Origin of the sequence: Photorhabdus khanii NC19, assembly GCF_000517265.1 — a bacterium.
GTDB lineage: Bacteria > Pseudomonadota > Gammaproteobacteria > Enterobacterales > Enterobacteriaceae > Photorhabdus > Photorhabdus khanii.
This window is the reverse complement of the sequence record NZ_AYSJ01000013.1, coordinates 665200-683369: the sequence shown is the minus strand read 5'-3', so window position 1 is coordinate 683369 and position 18170 is coordinate 665200. Positions and strand designations below refer to the sequence as shown.

The 18170-nt window shown below is 48.0% G+C and carries 24 protein-coding genes; 21 read left to right on the top strand and 3 right to left on the bottom strand.

Translation table 11 applies throughout. The annotated features are described in order from the left end of the window. Window positions 1–5 precede the first annotated feature (5 nt). Genes PTE_RS15210 through cobT form a run of 19 tightly spaced genes read left to right on the top strand, consistent with a single transcriptional unit; the run spans window position 6 to window position 14783 of the window. A complete protein-coding gene (locus PTE_RS15210) occupies window positions 6–638 on the top strand; it encodes a cobalt-precorrin-8 methylmutase (protein ID WP_036848089.1) in 633 nt (210 codons plus the stop codon). After that, window positions 635–1771, top strand: coding sequence for a cobalt-precorrin-5B (C(1))-methyltransferase CbiD (cbiD, locus tag PTE_RS15205; protein ID WP_023044078.1), 1137 nt, complete (start codon window positions 635–637; stop codon window positions 1769–1771). Before PTE_RS15210 ends, cbiD begins: the two co-directional genes overlap by 4 nt. Next, window positions 1768–2361, top strand: coding sequence for a cobalt-precorrin-7 (C(5))-methyltransferase (locus PTE_RS15200; RefSeq protein ID WP_036848086.1), 594 nt, complete (start codon window positions 1768–1770; stop codon window positions 2359–2361). Before cbiD ends, PTE_RS15200 begins: the two co-directional genes overlap by 4 nt. Continuing rightward, window positions 2358–2927: a decarboxylating cobalt-precorrin-6B (C(15))-methyltransferase gene (locus PTE_RS15195; RefSeq protein ID WP_036848083.1), complete on the top strand. Its 570-nt coding sequence runs from the start codon at window positions 2358–2360 to the stop codon at window positions 2925–2927. Before PTE_RS15200 ends, PTE_RS15195 begins: the two co-directional genes overlap by 4 nt. Then, window positions 2920–3693, top strand: a complete 774-nt coding sequence (locus tag PTE_RS15190; protein ID WP_036848080.1) for a cobalt-precorrin-4 methyltransferase — start codon at window positions 2920–2922, stop codon at window positions 3691–3693. The genes PTE_RS15195 and PTE_RS15190 overlap by 8 nt, the downstream gene beginning before the upstream one ends. Further along, window positions 3674–4735, top strand: coding sequence for a cobalt-precorrin 5A hydrolase (cbiG, locus tag PTE_RS15185; RefSeq protein ID WP_036848076.1), 1062 nt, complete (start codon window positions 3674–3676; stop codon window positions 4733–4735). Before PTE_RS15190 ends, cbiG begins: the two co-directional genes overlap by 20 nt. After that, on the top strand, window positions 4729–5454 hold the full coding sequence (locus PTE_RS15180) for a precorrin-3B C(17)-methyltransferase (RefSeq protein WP_036848073.1): 726 nt from the start codon (window positions 4729–4731) through the stop codon (window positions 5452–5454). Before cbiG ends, PTE_RS15180 begins: the two co-directional genes overlap by 7 nt. Further along, a complete protein-coding gene (locus tag PTE_RS15175; protein WP_036848070.1) occupies window positions 5451–6248 on the top strand; it encodes a cobalt-precorrin-6A reductase in 798 nt (265 codons plus the stop codon). Before PTE_RS15180 ends, PTE_RS15175 begins: the two co-directional genes overlap by 4 nt. A 12-nt stretch (window positions 6249–6260) precedes the next feature. Then, entirely contained in the window at window positions 6261–7055 is a 795-nt protein-coding gene (gene cbiK, locus PTE_RS15170; protein ID WP_036848067.1) for a sirohydrochlorin cobaltochelatase, read from the top strand. Beyond that, a complete protein-coding gene (locus PTE_RS15165) occupies window positions 7055–7768 on the top strand; it encodes a cobalt-factor II C(20)-methyltransferase (protein WP_036848463.1) in 714 nt (237 codons plus the stop codon). The genes cbiK and PTE_RS15165 overlap by 1 nt, the downstream gene beginning before the upstream one ends. A 3-nt stretch (window positions 7769–7771) precedes the next feature. Further along, window positions 7772–8503, top strand: a complete 732-nt coding sequence (gene cbiM / locus PTE_RS15160) for a cobalt ECF transporter S component CbiM (protein WP_036848064.1) — start codon at window positions 7772–7774, stop codon at window positions 8501–8503. Between the two features lies 1 nt (window position 8504). Further along, a complete protein-coding gene (locus PTE_RS15155) occupies window positions 8505–8786 on the top strand; it encodes an energy-coupling factor ABC transporter substrate-binding protein (protein WP_036848061.1) in 282 nt (93 codons plus the stop codon). Beyond that, on the top strand, window positions 8773–9450 hold the full coding sequence (locus PTE_RS15150) for an energy-coupling factor ABC transporter transmembrane protein (protein ID WP_036848058.1): 678 nt from the start codon (window positions 8773–8775) through the stop codon (window positions 9448–9450). Before PTE_RS15155 ends, PTE_RS15150 begins: the two co-directional genes overlap by 14 nt. 13 nt (window positions 9451–9463) lie before the next feature. Beyond that, complete coding sequence (locus tag PTE_RS15145) at window positions 9464–10267, top strand: ATP-binding cassette domain-containing protein (protein ID WP_036848056.1); 804 nt, start codon at window positions 9464–9466, stop codon at window positions 10265–10267. A gap of 11 nt (window positions 10268–10278) precedes the next feature. Next, window positions 10279–11817 carry a cobyric acid synthase gene (locus tag PTE_RS15140; protein ID WP_036848053.1) on the top strand — a complete coding sequence of 513 codons (1539 nt, stop codon included), beginning with the start codon at window positions 10279–10281 and terminating at the stop codon, window positions 11815–11817. Then, on the top strand, window positions 11814–12359 hold the full coding sequence (gene cobU, locus PTE_RS15135) for a bifunctional adenosylcobinamide kinase/adenosylcobinamide-phosphate guanylyltransferase (RefSeq protein WP_036848048.1): 546 nt from the start codon (window positions 11814–11816) through the stop codon (window positions 12357–12359). The genes PTE_RS15140 and cobU overlap by 4 nt, the downstream gene beginning before the upstream one ends. After that, window positions 12356–13102, top strand: coding sequence for an adenosylcobinamide-GDP ribazoletransferase (cobS, locus tag PTE_RS15130; protein ID WP_036848045.1), 747 nt, complete (start codon window positions 12356–12358; stop codon window positions 13100–13102). Before cobU ends, cobS begins: the two co-directional genes overlap by 4 nt. Before the next feature lie 9 nt (window positions 13103–13111). After that, window positions 13112–13729 carry an adenosylcobalamin/alpha-ribazole phosphatase gene (locus PTE_RS15125; RefSeq protein ID WP_036848042.1) on the top strand — a complete coding sequence of 206 codons (618 nt, stop codon included), beginning with the start codon at window positions 13112–13114 and terminating at the stop codon, window positions 13727–13729. A gap of 4 nt (window positions 13730–13733) precedes the next feature. Continuing rightward, complete coding sequence (gene cobT / locus PTE_RS15120; protein WP_036848040.1) at window positions 13734–14783, top strand: nicotinate-nucleotide--dimethylbenzimidazole phosphoribosyltransferase; 1050 nt, start codon at window positions 13734–13736, stop codon at window positions 14781–14783. Window positions 14784–15409: 626 nt separating this feature from the next. On the opposite strand, the gene PTE_RS15115 is transcribed toward cobT, so the two are convergent. Together PTE_RS15115 and PTE_RS15110 are read right to left on the bottom strand one after the other, a co-directional pair. Next, window positions 15410–15826: a type II toxin-antitoxin system HicB family antitoxin gene (locus PTE_RS15115; RefSeq protein WP_036848038.1), complete on the bottom strand. Its 417-nt coding sequence runs from the start codon at window positions 15824–15826 to the stop codon at window positions 15410–15412. Window positions 15827–15877: 51 nt separating this feature from the next. Further along, window positions 15878–16051: a type II toxin-antitoxin system HicA family toxin gene (locus PTE_RS15110; protein WP_036848460.1), complete on the bottom strand. Its 174-nt coding sequence runs from the start codon at window positions 16049–16051 to the stop codon at window positions 15878–15880. A 442-nt stretch (window positions 16052–16493) separates the two neighbouring features. Between PTE_RS15110 and PTE_RS23910 the strand changes: the two genes are divergently transcribed. Both PTE_RS23910 and PTE_RS15105 read left to right on the top strand, forming a co-directional pair. Then, window positions 16494–16925, top strand: a complete 432-nt coding sequence (locus PTE_RS23910; RefSeq protein WP_241826080.1) for an Hcp family type VI secretion system effector — start codon at window positions 16494–16496, stop codon at window positions 16923–16925. A 7-nt stretch (window positions 16926–16932) separates the two neighbouring features. Further along, window positions 16933–17763, top strand: coding sequence for a DUF4225 domain-containing protein (locus tag PTE_RS15105; RefSeq protein WP_036848458.1), 831 nt, complete (start codon window positions 16933–16935; stop codon window positions 17761–17763). On the opposite strand, the gene PTE_RS26035 is transcribed toward PTE_RS15105, so the two are convergent. Then, a complete protein-coding gene (locus tag PTE_RS26035; protein ID WP_036848035.1) occupies window positions 17751–18155 on the bottom strand; it encodes a hypothetical protein in 405 nt (134 codons plus the stop codon). The genes PTE_RS15105 and PTE_RS26035 overlap by 13 nt on opposite strands. Window positions 18156–18170 lie beyond the last annotated feature (15 nt).

Below are 18170 nucleotides of genomic sequence, written 5' to 3'. Positions count from 1 at the left end.
CGAATATGAACTATCTCCAGAAACCTCAGCAAATTGAACAGAATAGCTTTGCAATCATTGGCGATATTATTGCCTGTGAACGCCCCGATTATTGTTTTGTTGATGAGATGCAGGAAGCGGTGATTAAACGGGTGATCCACACTACCGCAGATTTTGATTGGCTGGATATTTTGTGGTTTTCACCGGATGTGCTGACTCGTATTACTGAGGCATTGCGCCGGGGGTGCATTCTGTATACCGATACCACGATGGCTCAGTCCGGTATCAATAAAGCGTTGTTACAGCAAATGGGTTGTGAATGCCGTTGTTATATCAGTGATCCGCGGGTGGTAACGATGGCGAAAGCACAGGGTATTACCCGTTCTATGGCCGCGGTGGATATCGCATTGGCTGAGGAAGGCGACAAGATATTCGTGTTCGGTAATGCTCCGACAGCGCTGTTCCGCTTGCTGGAAAGGCGGGCTTCACCATTGGCGGTGATCGGGGTACCGGTTGGATTTGTCGGCGCGGCAGAATCGAAAGCGGCGTTGATGCAAAGCGAATTGCCTTATATCGCGGCCGCAGGCCGTAAAGGTGGGAGCAATATCGCTGCGGCGATTATCAATGCCATTCTGTACCGGTTGCAGGAGGCACAATGAGCGATACGATGCAATTAGACAGCATCTGGCACAACGGTAAGCAGTATCGCAAAGGTTATACCACCGGTTCTTGCGCCACTGCCGCCGCCAAGGTTGCCGCGTTGATGGTGTTGCGTCAGCAAGTTATTGACCATGTTTCTATTGTTACCCCTTCTGGTGTGACATTACGCCTTAACGTTGAACAGCCACTGATTGAAGGCCAACAGGCGACCGCCGCTATCCGTAAAGATGGTGGCGACGATGTAGATGCGACTCATGGCATGTTGATTTTTGCCCGTGTCACGCTGTGCGATCACGGTGAAATCCATCTGAGCGGCGGGGAAGGTGTTGGTACGGTTACCCGCAAAGGTGTCGGGCTGCCGGTAGGCAGTGCCGCCATTAACCGTACTCCACGCCAGACTATTGAGGCGGCGGTACGGGAGGCTATTGGCCCCATGCGGGGAGCGGAGGTGGAGATCTTTGCACCGGAAGGTGAAGAGCGGGCAAAGAAAACCTACAACGGGAAGTTGGGAATACTTGGCGGTATTTCCATTATTGGGACCACCGGGATTGTCACGCCGATGTCGGAGGAGAGTTGGAAACGTTCACTGGCGATAGAGCTGGAAATGAAACGTGCAGCGGGAGCCGAAAAGGTCATTCTGGTTCCCGGCAATCACGGCGAGCGTTTTGTGCGTGAACAATTGGGGCTTGATGGTCAACTGGTGGTGACGATGAGCAACTTTGTTGGCTACATGTTGCAGGAAGCGGTTCGGCTCGGGTTCCGCCATATCATGCTGGTAGGGCATCCCGGCAAATTAGTGAAGGTGGCTGCGGGGATTTTTCATACTCACAGTCACATTGCTGATGGCCGCATAGAAACATTGATTGCTTATCTGGCCCTGATGGGGGCGCCGCAGGCTCTTCTGTTGGAGGTTAATCGCTGCGATACCACAGAAGCGGCGATGGAACTGATTGCAGAGTATGGCTTGCAAGCGGTTTATGACCGTATCGCCGAACGTATTTGTGAACGAATGAGTGAGATGCTGCGTTTTGCCGTTAACCCACCGCGCTGTGACGCCATTATGTTCTCCTTTGATAATCAGATCCTCGGCACCAGCCGTCCGTTGAATGACATTTTGGAGGAGATGCGATGATCACTGTTGTCGGTATTGGTCCCGGTGATACGGCGTATCTGACGCCACAGGCGCAGCATTATATTACTGCTGCAGAGGTACTGGTCGGTGGCAGGCGTCATCTGGAGATATTTAGTGGCATCACCCATGAAACCCGCATATTGGATGCCGATCTTGCCAGTTTGCTTGTCTGGTTACAGAACAACAGTACACGTCATATTGTGGTGTTGGCGTCCGGCGATCCGTTGTTGTATGGCATCGGCAAATTGTTGTCTGAATATTTTACCGCAGATGATCTGCGCATCATTCCCGGTATCAGTTCAATTCAGTATCTGTGTGCTAAAGCGGCACTGGATATGAACGATATCTATCTGACCAGCAGTCACGGGCGTACCCCGGATTTCGACTGGATTTTACAACACGACAAAGTAGCGATGGTAACTGATGGGCGCGTCGGCCCGCGGGCAATTGCGGAGGCCATTATTGCGCGTGGCCTGAGCCGTACATTGATTATTGGTGAAAACCTCTCTTTGCCTAATGAGCGTATTCACCGTCTGCGGCCAGAAGCGGTGGCGACTGACTATGACATGAACGTGGTGGTGATCTTATGAGAGATGACGAATTTTTACGCGGACAGAAAGTGCCGATGACGAAAGAGCCGGTTCGTGCGCTGGCATTGGAGCGGCTGGAATTGAATCATGCCAGCCAGTTGATTGATGTGGGAGCAGGGACCGGCAGTGTGGCGTTGGAGGCAGCGCTGCGATTCCCGGCGCTGACGGTCACCGCCATTGAGCGTAACCCTGCGGCACTGGCTTTGATCGGGGAGAATCGTCAGCGGCTGGGTTGCCATAATGTGGAAATCATCGCTGGGGAGGCCCCGTTAGCATTGGATGTAATGGCAGATGCGGTATTTATTGGCGGCAGTGGGGGCCAATTGACGGCACTGATCGACTGGGCGTTGGATCACATGTACCCCGGTGGCCGTCTGGTGCTGACGTTCATTTTGCTGAATAACCTGAATGATGCGCTGGCGCATTTGCGGACGTGTCAGGTAAGTGATTTAGAGTGCATACAGCTACAGGCGTCTACTTTGGCATCACTTGGCAGCGGTCACTATTTCAAGCCGAATAATCCGACTTATCTGATTTCCTGTTACAAGGAGAAGATCGATGTCTGAACATTTTGATCCGCGGAAAGTCTGGTTTGTGGGAGCCGGGCCGGGTGATAAGGCGTTGATCACCCTGAAAGGCTATCGTTTATTGCAGCAGGCGCAGGTGGTGATTTACGCCGGTTCATTGATTAACACCGAACTGCTGGATTACTGCCCGCCAGAGGCTGAATGCCATGACAGCGCCAGTCTGACGCTGGAACAAATTGTTGCACTGATGGTGGATGGTGTACATGCGGGTAAGTTGGTGGTTCGATTGCAAACCGGTGATCTCTCGTTATACGGCTCTATCCGTGAGCAAGGGGAAGCTCTGACAGATGCCGGTATTGGTTTTGTCTCGGTGCCGGGTGTCAGTGCGTTTCTTGGTGCCGCGGCGCAGTTAGGGGTGGAGTACACCGTACCGGAAGTGTCACAAAGCTTGATTATCACCCGAATTGAAGGACGTACACCGGTGCCCCCGCTCGAACAGTTGGAATCCTTTGCTGCTCATCAGACTTCGATGGCGATTTACCTTTCTGTGCAGAAGATGAGGCATGTGGTCGCACGTCTTCAGGCCGGAGGTTACCCGGTCACAACGCCGGTCGTGGTGATATACAAAGCGACTTGGGCTGACAGTCATACCGTGCGCGGTACGCTGGCTGATATCACCGAAAAAGTACAGGCCGCGGGTATCCGTAAAACCGCTTTGATTCTGGTCGGTGCTTTCCTGGGAGAGGAGTACCACTATTCCAAGCTCTACGATGCGGGGTTTAGCCATGAATATCGCCGGGCATGAATCGATCGCTGTGTTCTGTTTGACTCCGGGCGGGGTCAGATTGGTACGAAGGTTGAGAACGCATCTACCTCTGACCTGTTTTACCAGCGAAAAGCTGCTGGAGCCGGGGTTTCTTCCTTTTAATGGCAGTTTTGGTGACACCTTGCGCGAGGCGTTTAAGCATTATTCGGCGCTGGTGGTGGTTGCGGCGCTGGGGATCACCGTAAGAATGATTGCGCCACTGATAAACGACAAAATGCATGATCCGGCGGTGGTGGTGATTGATGAGCGTGGTCGACATGTTATCAGTTTGCTATCCGGTCATGTGGGTGGCGCTAATGCATTGACTCATTATCTGGCGGAGCTGTTGGGGGCCGACCCGGTGATTACTACCGCTACGGATATCAACGGGGTGGCGGCGCTGGATACGCTTGCCACTCAGTTAAACGCAGATATGCAGGATTTTCGCCATGTGGTGAAAGTGGTCAACCAAATGCTGGTCAGTGGTCAGAAAGTCGGGCTGTGGTGGGATGAATCACTACTTAACGAACGTGAACATTTTGATACCCGTGGTTTTGTCCCGGTAGTGAGTCTGGAGGCATTGCCGGAGCTGGATGTGCTGGTGTGTGTCACGTTGCACGATTCACTGCCCGAACTGCCTCTGCCGGTTTATAAATTGGTGCCAAAACGTGTTGTGGCCGGGATTGGCTGTCGCCGGGACACCCCGTTACAAATACTGGTTGAGCTATTGCAGCAGCAGATGGCGGAAAATCATTTTGATCTGATGGCCCTGAGTGCCATCGGCAGTGTTGTCATCAAGCAGGATGAGCCAGCGTTGAATCAGCTTGCACAGCGTTGGTGTGTACCGTTTAAGTTGTTCAGTGTTAATGAGTTAAGTCGCCATGAACAACGTTTTCCCGCTTCCGATTTTGTCCGCCAGACGGTAGGGGTTGGCAGTGTTTCACAACCTGTTGCCTGGTTGATGAGCGAAGGAAAACTGGTTGGTCGGACCTTGCGTCAGCAGGGCGTCACTATCACTTTGGGGGTATCACAATTATGTTAACCGTAATCGGCATTGGGCCAGGCAATGAATCTATGATGACGCAGGATGCCATTGCAGCGATCCGCGAAGCTGAAATTATTGTCGGCTATAAAACCTACACCCATTTGGTCAAACATCTGACGATGGATAAAGAAGTGATTAAGACCGGCATGTGCAAGGAGATTGAACGCTGCCAGACAGCGATTGATCTGGCGTTATCCGGTCGTAAAGTAGCGTTGATCAGCAGCGGGGATGCGGGGATCTACGGCATGGCTGGTTTAGTGCTGGAGTTGGTTTGCCAGCAACAGTGCGATCTTGAAGTCAAACTGGTGGCCGGGATCACCGCCAGCATTGCCGCAGCTACGTTACTGGGAGCACCGTTGATGCACGATTTTTGTCATATCAGCTTAAGCGATTTGTTGACACCGTGGCCGGTGATTGAGAAACGTGTGATTGCCGCCGCGCAGGCCGACTTTGTTGTTTGTTTTTACAACCCACGCAGCCGTGGCCGTGAAGGGCACCTTGCCAAAGCGTTTGAACTTATGCGGCCGTGGAAAGATCCGCATACGCCGGTGGGGGTGGTAAAAGCTGCTGGGCGTAAAAAGCAGGATAAATGGATTACCACTTTCGGCGAGATGGACTTTTCACCGGTGGATATGACCAGCCTGGTGATCGTTGGCAATCATACGACCTATTGCCGTGATGGACTGATGATCACGCCACGGGGGTATGAGCTATGAGCCATCCGGCTATCCATGTTTTCGGCGGTACCAGTGACGCCCGGCTGATCTGCCGGGCACTGGACGCGGCAGGAGCGCGTTACCGTCTCTCTGTTGCTACCGATGCCGGGAGGCAACTGGCGGGTGATATTCAGGGAGAGGTAGTGGTGGGGCGAATGGATGCCGAGGCTATGGTGCATTATTTTGATCAGCATCAGGTAGGTTGGGTAATTGATGCGTCACATCCTTACGCAGACGCGTTAACTCACAACGTGATCGCAGCTTGCCGCCAATTGTCACTGCGGTTTACCCGTTATCAACGTCCCAGTGAGATTGACTTACTGAATCACCCATTGTTGCACAAAGTCGATAGTGTGGAGGCGGCTTGCGACGTTGCCCGGACTCTGGGACCGCGGGTATTGCTGACCACCGGCAGTAAACAACTGGCGCTGTATCAGCGTTTACTGCCGGGAAAAACCTTACTGGTACGGGTATTGCCGACGGCTGAGGTACTGGTTCAGTGTGAGGCGCTGGGGTTGGGGGTCGATCATATTATTGCGTTGCGTGGACCATTCACGGCTGAATTCAATCATGCGTTGTATGAGTTTTGCCACCCTGATGTTGTGATGACTAAAGAGTCTGGTGCTGAGGGGGGATATCAACAGAAAGTGGCTCCCTGCCTGGCACTCAATATTCCCTGTATTGTTGTGTGCCGTCCTGCACAGACTTTACAGGCAGATGAAGGAGAGCAGATTAGTTCGCTGGATGAGTTTGTCCAACACCTGACCCAGTGGCAGGAACAACGAGGGCAATAAGAGGGCAATAAAATGAAAAAAGCACTGTTAATCATCAGCTTTGGTACCAGCTATCCGCAGACCCGGCAAAAGAATATCGATGCCTGTGAGCGGCAATTGGCGGCAGCTTACCCTGATCGTGATCTGTATCGGGCATTTACCTCAGGAATGATCATTCGTAAATTGCAAAAACGTGATGGCCTACAAATGGATAACCCACGTCAGGCATTGGAGCGTTTGGTTAAAGAAGGCTATCAGGATGTGGCTATTCAATCCCTGCATGTTATCAACGGTGACGAATATGAAAAGATCGTCAGTGAAGTGAGTGCCTTTAGTAAACGTTTTCAACGTTTGGTTGTGGGTACACCGTTGCTTAACAGTTTTGCCGATTATCAACAACTGCTTATTGCCTTGGAAAATCAGATGCCGCCATTGGCTGCGGATGAACGCGTGGTGTTTATGGGACACGGCACCAGTCATCATGCATTTTCTGTCTACGCGTGCCTTGATCACCTGATGAGTTCACTTAATTTTCCGGCGTTGGTGGGGGCGGTGGAAAGTTACCCGGAAATCGGCCATCTCATCATCCGCTTGCGGCGGCAGGCGGTGCGTAAGGTACATTTGATGCCGTTAATGCTGGTGGCGGGTGATCATGCAATCAACGACATGGCATCAGACGAGCCGGACTCATGGCGTTCTCAGTTGGAAGCCGTTGGGATCAGCACCCAATCTTGGTTACAGGGGTTAGGTGAAAATCCACTGATCCGCCAAATGTTCGTTCAACATCTGGCTGTCGCATTACAGCCAGATCAACAGGAGGTGGCATGATGAAGGGAAGACTTTATGCGATGGGCGTTGGTCCCGGTGCCGGTGATTTGATTACCGTAAGGGCCACCCGGATACTTGCCCGCCTTGATGTACTTTATGCACCCGCCGGGCGTAAAGGCGGAGATAGTCTGGCGCTCTCTATCGTGCGTGAATACCTCTTACCACACACTGAAATTCGCACCTGTCATTTCCCGATGAGCAGTAACGGCGAAGAAAAACAGGTGGTATGGGATGAAGTGGCGCAACAACTGCAAAATGAAGTGATGGAAGGGCGGCAAGTCGGGTTTATCACATTGGGTGACGCCATGCTGTTCAGTACCTGGGTCTTTTTGCTGGCGCGCATTGGCCGGCAGGAATGGCTGGAAATTGTGCCGGGTATCACCTCTTTTGCCGCTATTGCTGCACGAACCGTACTGCCGCTTGCCATGGAGCAGCAATCAATGGCGGTCATGTCCTGTACTGCTCCGGAAGCTGAGTTGGAACAGGCATTGAAAGCCCATGATTGTGTGGTGCTGATGAAAGTTTATAACCGTTTTGCCACCGTGCGTGCGTTGTTGGCACGTTTGAATTTGTTTGAACATGCTTTGCTGATGGCAGACGCTTCATTGCCGGGTGAGCAGTGTTGGCGTTGTCTGGATCAGGTAGCGGCTGATCAGCCGCTACCCTATTTCTCCACCATTTTGGTGAATAAACAATGGCATACCAAGGAGTAGATTATGGAACAACAGCTAAAGAAACTCTCGTTGACCGGGTTGGCAATGGCAGTCTTGTTGATGTTGGTGCCGGAGCAAGCTTTTGCCATGCACGTTATGGAAGGTTTTTTGCCGCCGATGTGGGCATTGGCTTGGTGGGTTCTGTTTTTGCCTTGTCTGTTTATGGGGTTGGTACGATTGCGGCAGATTGTCAGTGATGACAGTAACCAGAAAGTGCTGCTGGCGTTGTGTGGGGCATTTATTTTCGTGCTGTCCGCATTGAAAATTCCATCAGTCACCGGTAGTTGCTCTCATCCGACTGGGGTAGGTCTGGCGGTGATTTTATTTGGTCCTTCGGTCGTTGCAGTACTTGGGGTCATTGTACTGTTATTTCAGGCACTGCTATTGGCGCATGGCGGTCTGACAACCCTTGGCGCTAACGGTATGTCAATGGCTGTGTTTGGTCCGATTGTCGGTTATTGGGTCTGGCGTCTGGCCAATAAAATCGGATTCCGGCGTGATGTTGCCGTATTCCTCTGTGCCATGATCGCGGATTTGGTGACCTATTTCGTGACGTCAGTACAGTTGGGAGTGGCTTTCCCTGAGCCTGAATTCGGTATTAGCGGTTCTATCGTCAAATTTATGAGCGTGTTCTGTCTGACTCAGATCCCGATTGCAATTGCTGAGGGTTTGCTCACTGTATTGATTTACGACCAATTAACTAAACGTCATCTTATCCACGTCAGGAGTCATTAACATGAAAAAGACCATTACCTTGCTGTTGGTGTTAATCGCGTTGGTTATTCTGCCGTTCTTTATTAACCACGGAGGCGAATATGGCGGAGCCGATGGAGAAGCAGAAGCGCTGATTCAGGTCACTGCTCCAGATTATGAACCCTGGTTCCAGCCGCTGTATGAGCCGGCCAGCGGAGAGATTGAAAGTTTGCTGTTCACCTTGCAAGGCTCATTAGGAGCAGCGGTGATCTTCTATATTCTGGGTTACTACCGGAGTAAGCGCAGTGAGCATGTTGGGAATTGATCGACTAAGTTATCAAAGCCGCTGGCGGCGGGTTGATCCGATGGCAAAATTGGCGCTCTATGGCTTGTTTCTGCTACTGGCGATGATCAGCCCGCCGCGCTACCAGGCATTGCTATTGCTGGTGATTGCGGCGCTGACCTGCTATCTGTTACGGATCGGGCCACGTCGCTATCTGCTTTGGTTATCTGTACCGTTATCATTCTTACTGGTGGGACTGATAGCCATTGTGCTATCGGTTTCCCGGCAGCCGGACGCCCTGTGGTGGGGCGTTCAGGCAGGCCAGTTTTGGTTCGGTATTGATAAAGCAGGGCTGACCACCGCCAATCAGACAATGTGGCGCAGCCTGGCAGCATTGGCGGCTACCTTCTGGTTTGTGCTTAATACCCCGTTTCCACAATTGATCCAACTGTTGAAACGTTGTCATGTCCCGGATCTATTAACGGAACAGATCCTGCTGACTTGGCGTTTTATCTTTATTTTTATTGATGAAGCGGCGGCGATCCATCGTGCGCAATCCCTGCGGTTTGGTTACACGTCGTTGGGAAGTGGCTACCGTTCACTGGCAATATTAGTTAGTATGCTATTTACACGCGTCATGATCCGCTATCAGCAAATGATTGTTTCGCTGGATATTAAACTTTATCAGGGGAATTTTCACCTGTAAGGACAGGATCCCGATGTTAGCTACCCGACAGTTAAGTTTCAGTTATCAGGATGAACCGGTCTTACAGAATTTAACCATGGATTTTAGCCACCATGCCGTTACTGGCCTGTTAGGCGCTAATGGCTGTGGCAAATCCACATTGTTTATGAATCTGAGCGGCATCTTGCGTCCACAACAGGGTGAGGTTTTATGGCAAGACCAGCCTATCGGTTATGGTAAAGCCCAATTGCGGGCTTTGCGCCAGCGGGTGACGACAGTATTTCAAGATCCGGAACAGCAAATTTTCTATACCGATATCGACAGTGATATTGCTTTCAGTTTACGTAATCTTGGCATTGATGAGGTGCTGATTGCGCAGCGTGTTGAACGGGCGTTGGCGCTGGTGGATGCTCATGAATTTCGTCATAAGCCAATCCAACATCTGAGTCATGGACAGAAAAAGCGTGTCGCGATAGCGGGGGCATTGGTGATGGAGGCGGAATATCTGCTGTTGGATGAACCGACCGCCGGGTTGGACCCTTCTGGCCGACAACATATGATCGCTATCATTGAACGTATTGTGGCAGAAGGAAAACGGGTGATTATTTCCAGCCATGATATCGATTTAATCTACAACGTCTGTGATTATCTGTACGTACTCTCCCACGGTAAATTGGTCTGTGCAGGTGAAACTGCTGAGGTCTTTCTGCAACATGAGCAGTTGCAGGCTGCTGGTCTGGTGCAGCCTTGGTTGGTTAAGATCCACAGCGAACTGGGGTTGCCATTGTGTAAAACTGAGGAGCAACTTTTTGCTCTGCTACGTCAGCGTAATAATTAAGGAAATGACATATGAGTCTGTCTTTAATGTTGCAAGGTACAGCATCCGATGTTGGGAAAAGCATATTGGTTGCGGGATTGTGCCGTATCTTTGTTCAGGATGGTTATCGCTGCGCGCCGTTTAAGTCACAGAATATGGCACTGAATTCTGGTATCACTGCTAACGGTGAAGAGATGGGGCGGGCGCAGATTTTTCAGGCGGAAGCGGCGGGTATAGAACCTGATGTACGAATGAACCCGATATTGCTAAAACCCACCAGCGATTGTAAGGCTCAGGTTGTGTTGATGGGAAAAGTGGCCTGTAGCATGAATGCGGTGGAGTATCACCAGTACAAGCCCCGTTTGCAGCAGCAAATCTGCGAAGTTTTTCACAGTCTGGCCCGTGAATATGACGTGATAGTGCTGGAAGGCGCTGGCAGCCCGGCGGAGATCAATCTGCGTGATCGGGATATTGTCAACATGGGAATGGCGGAGATGGTTGATGCGCCTGTGCTGCTGGTGGCGGATATCGATCGTGGCGGCGTATTTGCTGCCATTTACGGTACGCTGGCACTGTTACTGCCGGAAGAGAAAGCGCGGATCAAAGGGGTGATCATCAATAAATTCCGCGGTGATATCAGCCTGCTCCAGCCGGGTATTGAACAGATTGAAGCCTTAACCGGGGTGCCTGTGCTGGGAGTGATGCCTTGGCTGAACATTGACCTGGAAGATGAAGACGGCGTAGCGCTGCAAACCGGTAAATATGATGGTGCAGCTGAAAAGGCGCTGGATATTGCCGTGGTTCGTTTGCCTTATATTGCCAATTTTACCGACTTTAACGCACTGGCGATGCAACCGGATGTTCGCTTGCGCTATGTGACTCAGCCATCAGAGTTGCAGTCGTCGGATCTGATTATTTTACCTGGCAGCAAAAACACGCTGGGCGATCTGCGATGGCTGCGACAAAACGGCTTGGCGGATGCTCTGTTGACGGCACATCAGTCTGGTATCCCGGTTATCGGCATCTGTGGCGGTTATCAAATGCTGGGTAAGCGGATTATCGATGGCGTGGAATCGGGTATTGACCAGATGGACGGTCTTGGATTGCTGGATGTGGAAACCCAATTTGCCCATGAAAAAGTGACAACCAAGGTAAATGGTAGCTGCTTGGTGGCGTTGCCGGGCTTGTTATCAGATTGTGTTGAGCAACCGGTCCGTGGTTATGAGATTCATATGGGAAGCTCGTTATTGGGGGCGGATGTAACACCGTTTGCCTGTATTACCTATCGTAACGGTCAATCTGGTAGCTGGTTTGATGGTGCGGTCAATCGGGAGGGCAATGTGATGGGCAGTTATATTCATGGCCTGTTCGATAGTACTCATTTTACCCGTGCTCTGCTTAATGCTTTGCGTCAGCGCAAAGGATTGATGGCTTATCAGGGAGATACATTGGATTATACCGACTACAAACAGACACAGTTTGATCTTTTGGCGGAAGCAATGCGCGAACATCTGGATATAGAACGGATTTATCAGTGTATGAAAAACCATCAACAAGGCTTGGCACCGTGATTTTGATTACTGGCGGCGCTCGCAGTGGTAAAAGTGTGCTGGCGGAGAAACTGGCGGCACAAGCCAGTGAGCAGGTGTTGTATATTGCGACTGCCGTGGTGACAGACAGCGAAATGGCTGAACGTATACGACTGCACCGTGAAAACCGGCCGGCTCATTGGCGCACATGGGAAGGTTACCGTGATCTCGGTGCGGTCATTACCACGCAAACCCGGCCGGGAGACGCGGTCATTCTTGAATGTATTACGACATTGATTACCAATCTATTATTTGATCAAGCCGGAGAGACTTCACCCGAACAGATGGACTTTGCTGTATTGGAGGTGAGGATTCAGCAGCAAATTAGCGATCTATTAGCGGCTTGTACCGGCGTGACTTCACCGATATATCTGGTTACTAACGAACTGGGCATGGGCATCGTGCCGGAAAACAGACTGGCCCGCCATTTCCGTGACATTGCCGGAAGGGTTAACCAGCGGCTGGCGGCGGCGGCCAGTGAGGTATTTCTGATGGTCTCGGGGATTGAGGTAAAAATTAAATGAATCTGCGTCTGTTTCTTGCCACCTTGCAATTTATGACTCGCATCCCGGTACCGTCGCGTTGGACACAGGGAGTGGAAATGGATCAATACGTGCGTGGTATTGCCGGTTTTCCATTTGTCGGATTGATCGTCGGTATATTTGCCGCCGCTATTTTTACCCTGCTTGCGCCTTGGTGTGGTGCGCCGCTGGCGGCATTAAGTTACGTATTAGTGCTGGCATTGCTAACGGGGGCGCTTCACCTTGATGGTTTGGCGGATACCTGTGATGGTGTGTTTTCTGCACGTAACCGGGAAAGAATGCTGGAGATTATGCGTGACAGCCGTTTGGGAACTCACGGCGGTCTGGCGTTGATCTTCCTTATTCTGGCGAAAGTGCTGGTCGTGAGCGAATTGGCTCTGCGTGACGTCCCGATGTTGGTGACCTTAATAGCTGCGTCAGTGGCGGGCAGGAGTGCGATTGTGTTGTTAATGTATCGCCAACGTTGTGCCCGTGAAGGGAGCGGGTTGGGGAATCTTTATATTGGCCGGATTAATGGTCATCAGACCTTGTTGACGTTGTTGAGTGGGATGGTATTGATTGCTCTGCTGATTGGCGTGCCGGGTGTATTGGCATGGGTGATCACGCTGCTGGTTATCGGATTACTGGCGGTTTATCTGCGTCGTCGTTTAGGTGGACAAACAGGCGATACCTTGGGCGCGTCTGTAGAAATTGGGGAATTGGTGTTTTTACTGGTGCTATTGTGAGTCAAGTTGATGCGATTATTTTTGGTTCGGCATGGTCAGACGGAAGCGAATGTGGGCGGCGTTTTTTGTGGTATGACAGATGTGGAACTGACCGAAACGGGAATACATCAAGCCCGGCAAGTTGCCCACTATCTATCGGCAGTGACATTTTCGCAAGCGATAAGCAGCGTGTTACGACGGGCCTGTCATACTGCGGAAATTATTTTGGCAGATCGTCGGTTATCAGCCAGCATTAATGCGCAACTCAATGAAATGCATTTTGGTGCATGGGAAATGCGCCACCATCACGATTTGCAATATGAAGACGCTGAAGCTTGGGCTGCTTGGTTAAAAGATTGGCAACAAGCATCTCCTACCGGTGGTGAAGCCTTTCCTACATTTGCTGCCCGTATAGAAAACGTAGCGCAACAATTGTTGACACAGGAAAGTCAGGGCAATGTGTTGTTGGTTGCTCATCAGGGGGTTTTGGGCCTGTTATTGGCGCGTTTGCTGGCTATGCCGCCTTCTGCCATGTGGCACTTTCATTTTGAACAGGGTGCATACAGCGTAATAGAAATCCGCCATGGATTGACTACGTTGCGTACGTTTAATAGCCGGGCTTGCTGGCAACCTGAGACGCAGGAATAACCCCATGCAAACATTTTCATCAATTATTAGTGCGATTGTGCCATTGGATAGCGAGGCTATGGCGCGTACGGCTACCCGATTGGATGGATTGCTTAAACCAACGGGTAGCCTTGGGCGTTTGGAACATCTGGCGATTCAACTTGCCGGAATGCGCGGATTATCGGGCCATCATATTGATCGTAAACAAATCATTGTGATGGTGGCTGATCATGGGGTTTATGACGAAGGTGTGACCATATCGCCCAAATCAGCAACGGCTATTCATGCCCAGAATATGATGAAAGGGATCACCGGTGTTTGCGTGCTAGCGGTGAATGCGGGCGCAGAGGTTAAAGTTGTGGACGTAGGGATTGACAGTGATCCGCTGCCGGGATTGGTGGATATGAGGGCAGGGAGTGGTAGTGGCAATATTGCTCATGAACCGGCCATGAGCCGTCAGCAAGCGGAAGATCTGTTGCTGGCAAGCGCCCGCCTGACATTGGAACAAGCCGCAGATGGCGTGAAACTGTTTGGTGTAGGTGAATTGGGCATGGCGAATACCACACCGGCGGCGGCTGTGGTCAGCGTTTTTACGGACAGCGATCCACAACAGATCGTAGGCATTGGGGCTAACTTTCCCTGTGATCGTTTGCATCATAAAGTGGCGATTGTGCAACGGGCGATTGAAATTAATCGGCCTGATGCCAGCGATGGCATTGACGTGTTGGCGAAAGTCGGCGGTTATGATTTGGTGGGGATGGCGGGTGTGATGCTTGGCGCGGCTTCTGCCGGGTTGCCGGTGATACTGGATGGTTTTCCCTCTTACGCTGCGGCGTTGGCAGCCTGCCGTATTGCTCCCGATGTGCGTCATTACCTTATCCCGTCACATTTATCGGCTGAGAAAGGCTCAATCATTGCATTGCAACATCTGCAACTGGAGCCTTATTTGCATCTGGACATGCGTTTGGGAGAGGGCAGCGGTGCTGCGCTGGCTATGCATTTGGTGGATGCGGCTTGCGCTACGTATAACAATATGGGATTGCTGTCCGAAAGTAATATTGTGCTGCCGTTTTAATTGTTTGGCAGATATACCCTTCATCTTTCAAGTTGTTGCTTTGTTGGCTGCTTTCACTCACCCTTGTCACAGAGTTATCTATGCTCCTGGGGATTCGTTCACTTGCCGCCGCGCTGCAACTCGAAATCTATTAGGTATATAGAAAAATTATCCATTCTTTTAATAAATTAAATTTGTAGATATATAATAACGAATCCTATTTTAATTATTCAAGTTTTTGATGATTAATATAAATTAATTTTTTTCGAAAGAAATAAAATGTGAATTTTTTGATGATTGAATTGTAAAATTTATTTTAAAGAGAATATATAATATTAATAGCTTTAAATATGTGAACCCACCAGATAAAAGTATTTGTGGAATAAATATATTATTGTGGAAGTTAAATAAATGAACTACATAAGTGGAACTCTATATCATTCAGTCTGTGAATGAATACAATGTGGTTTACCTACATAATCCATCCTATCGCGTTTTTAGCGAAGAGTTCGAACTATCAAGCCAATTTAGAAAACACCCTGCATTATGCCAGCATTTTACTGAGTGCTGATCTCTGGCCTCTCATTGGCGTGGGTCACACCAATAAGAGACTGCATAAAGCTTTATACTGTTGCCTTCGTTACCTATCAGCGTGAAGTCACGGATACCTCAAGATTTTTACCCATTGCCCCGATAGCACGCTGAACAGTGTCGATTTTTGTTGAATGTCGTAAATTAAAAATACGTTGTACTTCCTGTTTTTTAACCGTAATACGCTCGGCCAGCTCCACCTGAGTTAAGCCGGAATCAATAAACGTATTCAACATCATAATTTTTGCTGCAACACTTATCGGCACATCGACAAAATCACCTGTTATTGAACCAGGTAAAGGCACTTTCTCACTATCTTCAAAATAAAACTCAAAAGCGGTAATAAGTGCATCAAGCGCCATCTCTAGTGCTTCTTCGCGTGTATCACCTTGTGTAAGGGCCTCTGGTATATCGGGAAACGATACAACAAAGCCGCCCTCATCGGCTGACTGTAAGTTTACTGGATATCGCATATTTTTTTATGGTGAAAGTCCGCAAGTACCAGCCACGAAGGGCTGGATTTGTTAAAGACCTAACTGCTTGATAATGGCTCTTCTTAGTGCTTCTTTTATCTCATTGCCGGGGTGCCTCGGCATTACGCTTCGTTTCCCCTTATATCGTAGTTTTAAATGGTTTGTACCGTCCCAAACTTCGACGCCTTGAGATTCGAGCCACTTTCTAAACTCGCGTTGTTTCACCATCCCTCCTTTTTGTTGAACATAGAGTTATGGTAAACATTTTTGATTACCTTGGTCAACATTTATATTTGCTATTTTCATGTTTGAAACAGAAAAGGATAATTTATCTGTTTCAGGGACTTTTTGTTCTGCTCTGCTATAACTATCCTTGGGCAAAAACTTTAAGTGTTTTAGGTAAATAGATCTTGTACAATTTGATTACCAATGTCTCTCATCTATTCTGAGTTTGCTTGGATTAGTAAATTAATTAAATTGCTAACGCAAAAGTATTAATTGAATCTATCTTGTCATGAAATATATCACATTTTTTGGAATAAAACTTATAACTAATTATCATTCTTATTAATTTGATATATATTCACGTTTTTGAAAATTGACTAACTGATGGTTATTTATGGCGAATATAATCTATTTAGAAATTAAGGGTGATAAGCAAGGATGAATATCACAAGGATGTTCAACGGTTGATTCTATTGGCAACACATGTCAGATTGGTCGTGAAGACCATATATTTGTTTATGAATTGACATCGAATATAACCCGAGGTCAACATGTCAACCATCAGCCGGTTGAGATAAGAAAGCCAATTGATAAATCTTCTCCTCTTTTGGGTTTAGCTATAACCAATAAAGAATCACTGCAATGTATTTTTTATTTTTACAGAACATCAACGAAAGGTGGCTTGGAACTCTATTATAAGATAAAACTCACCGGCGCATATCTATGTGGATTGAATGGGTTTTATCCAAATTCATCTACACATAATGAGTGCCAGCCACAGGAAAGTTTATCTTTAATGTACCAGTCAATCACGTGGGAACATGTTATGTCTGGCACCAGTGCATATAGCATATGGGAAGACAACGTTTATTGAGGTTTTTATGAAAGGGATATCTCATCTTTCTTATGACTTAAATAATTACGCTTCGTCATTGAAGCGTAAAGCACACTTGGCTGCCAGTTTTTTTATAGAAGATAGTCAATTGAGAATGTCATATTTAAAAGAAGTTGATGACTTTGTTAATATGAAAACATATGAGTTTAAAAATACATTTGATATAAGTGAAAAAAAGAGATTAATTTATGAAGTAAGAGATGAATATGAAACGACTGAAAAAGAATATCAGATATTAAGGCGTAAGGATTATACTAAATATATTATAACCGATATATTTGAAGATCAGGGAGTAGTTAAATACGCAAAAATAGGCGGTGGGGTTGTTGCTGGTATTGTTCAAGCAGTTGCTGGTTTTGCTGTAATTAATTCAGGGAGGCTTGTAAAGTCTAAAACAGTTCAGTCAATAGGTGTTGTATTAGCTGCTCATGGAGCTAATAACTTTTATGAGTCTATTAGTCCGATTCTTTATGAGAATCAAGATATAGGCTGGGTCAGGGCAGGATATCGGCATATCTCTCATGCTTTAGGTTATGATGATGGTGTAGCTGATGTTGCTTATAGTTCAGTTGATTTAGTGGCAAGTTTATATGGAACTTATGGGATGCTTAAGCTTAAACCTATTAAATCCAAGAATAATATATCGGGGGGCTATACTGTTAAGCCGGAGACAGGAAAATTATTTAGGTATATTAATGAGGATCTTGCCAGAAAATGGCGGTTAACACCAAATCCTATGTTAACCATTCAAATATCTGGTAGTATATATAAAGTCAAACTTTTGATGGATGACATATATAAACTTCATGATGATTGAAATTTAGTTTTTATTTTAAGATGAATATAAAATGTTGCTAATTTTAATCCTATTATGAAATTACAATTAACAGAGTAGCTGAAATAAAATAAAGCTGATGTTGTTATTGATAAGTAAACAAAAGTCATCAATGGAATTCCATATGCTTGCCCACTGAAAAACATTCCTGATATTATAAATAAGTTAATTAGTGTTGAATATATTAATGGTATGGCGATTTCTTCACCTATAAGTAACAGATAATGACAAAAACAATCTGTTTTACTTTTATATTTATCATAAATGTAGGGGTCGTCTTTATGAAGAATCAGAAAATTTCTCTTTATCTTAAGCAATTCTTTTAAGGTGAATCCACTATTTAATATTAACTTTCTTAAGTCAGTTAAGTTCATTTATTTAGATCCGAT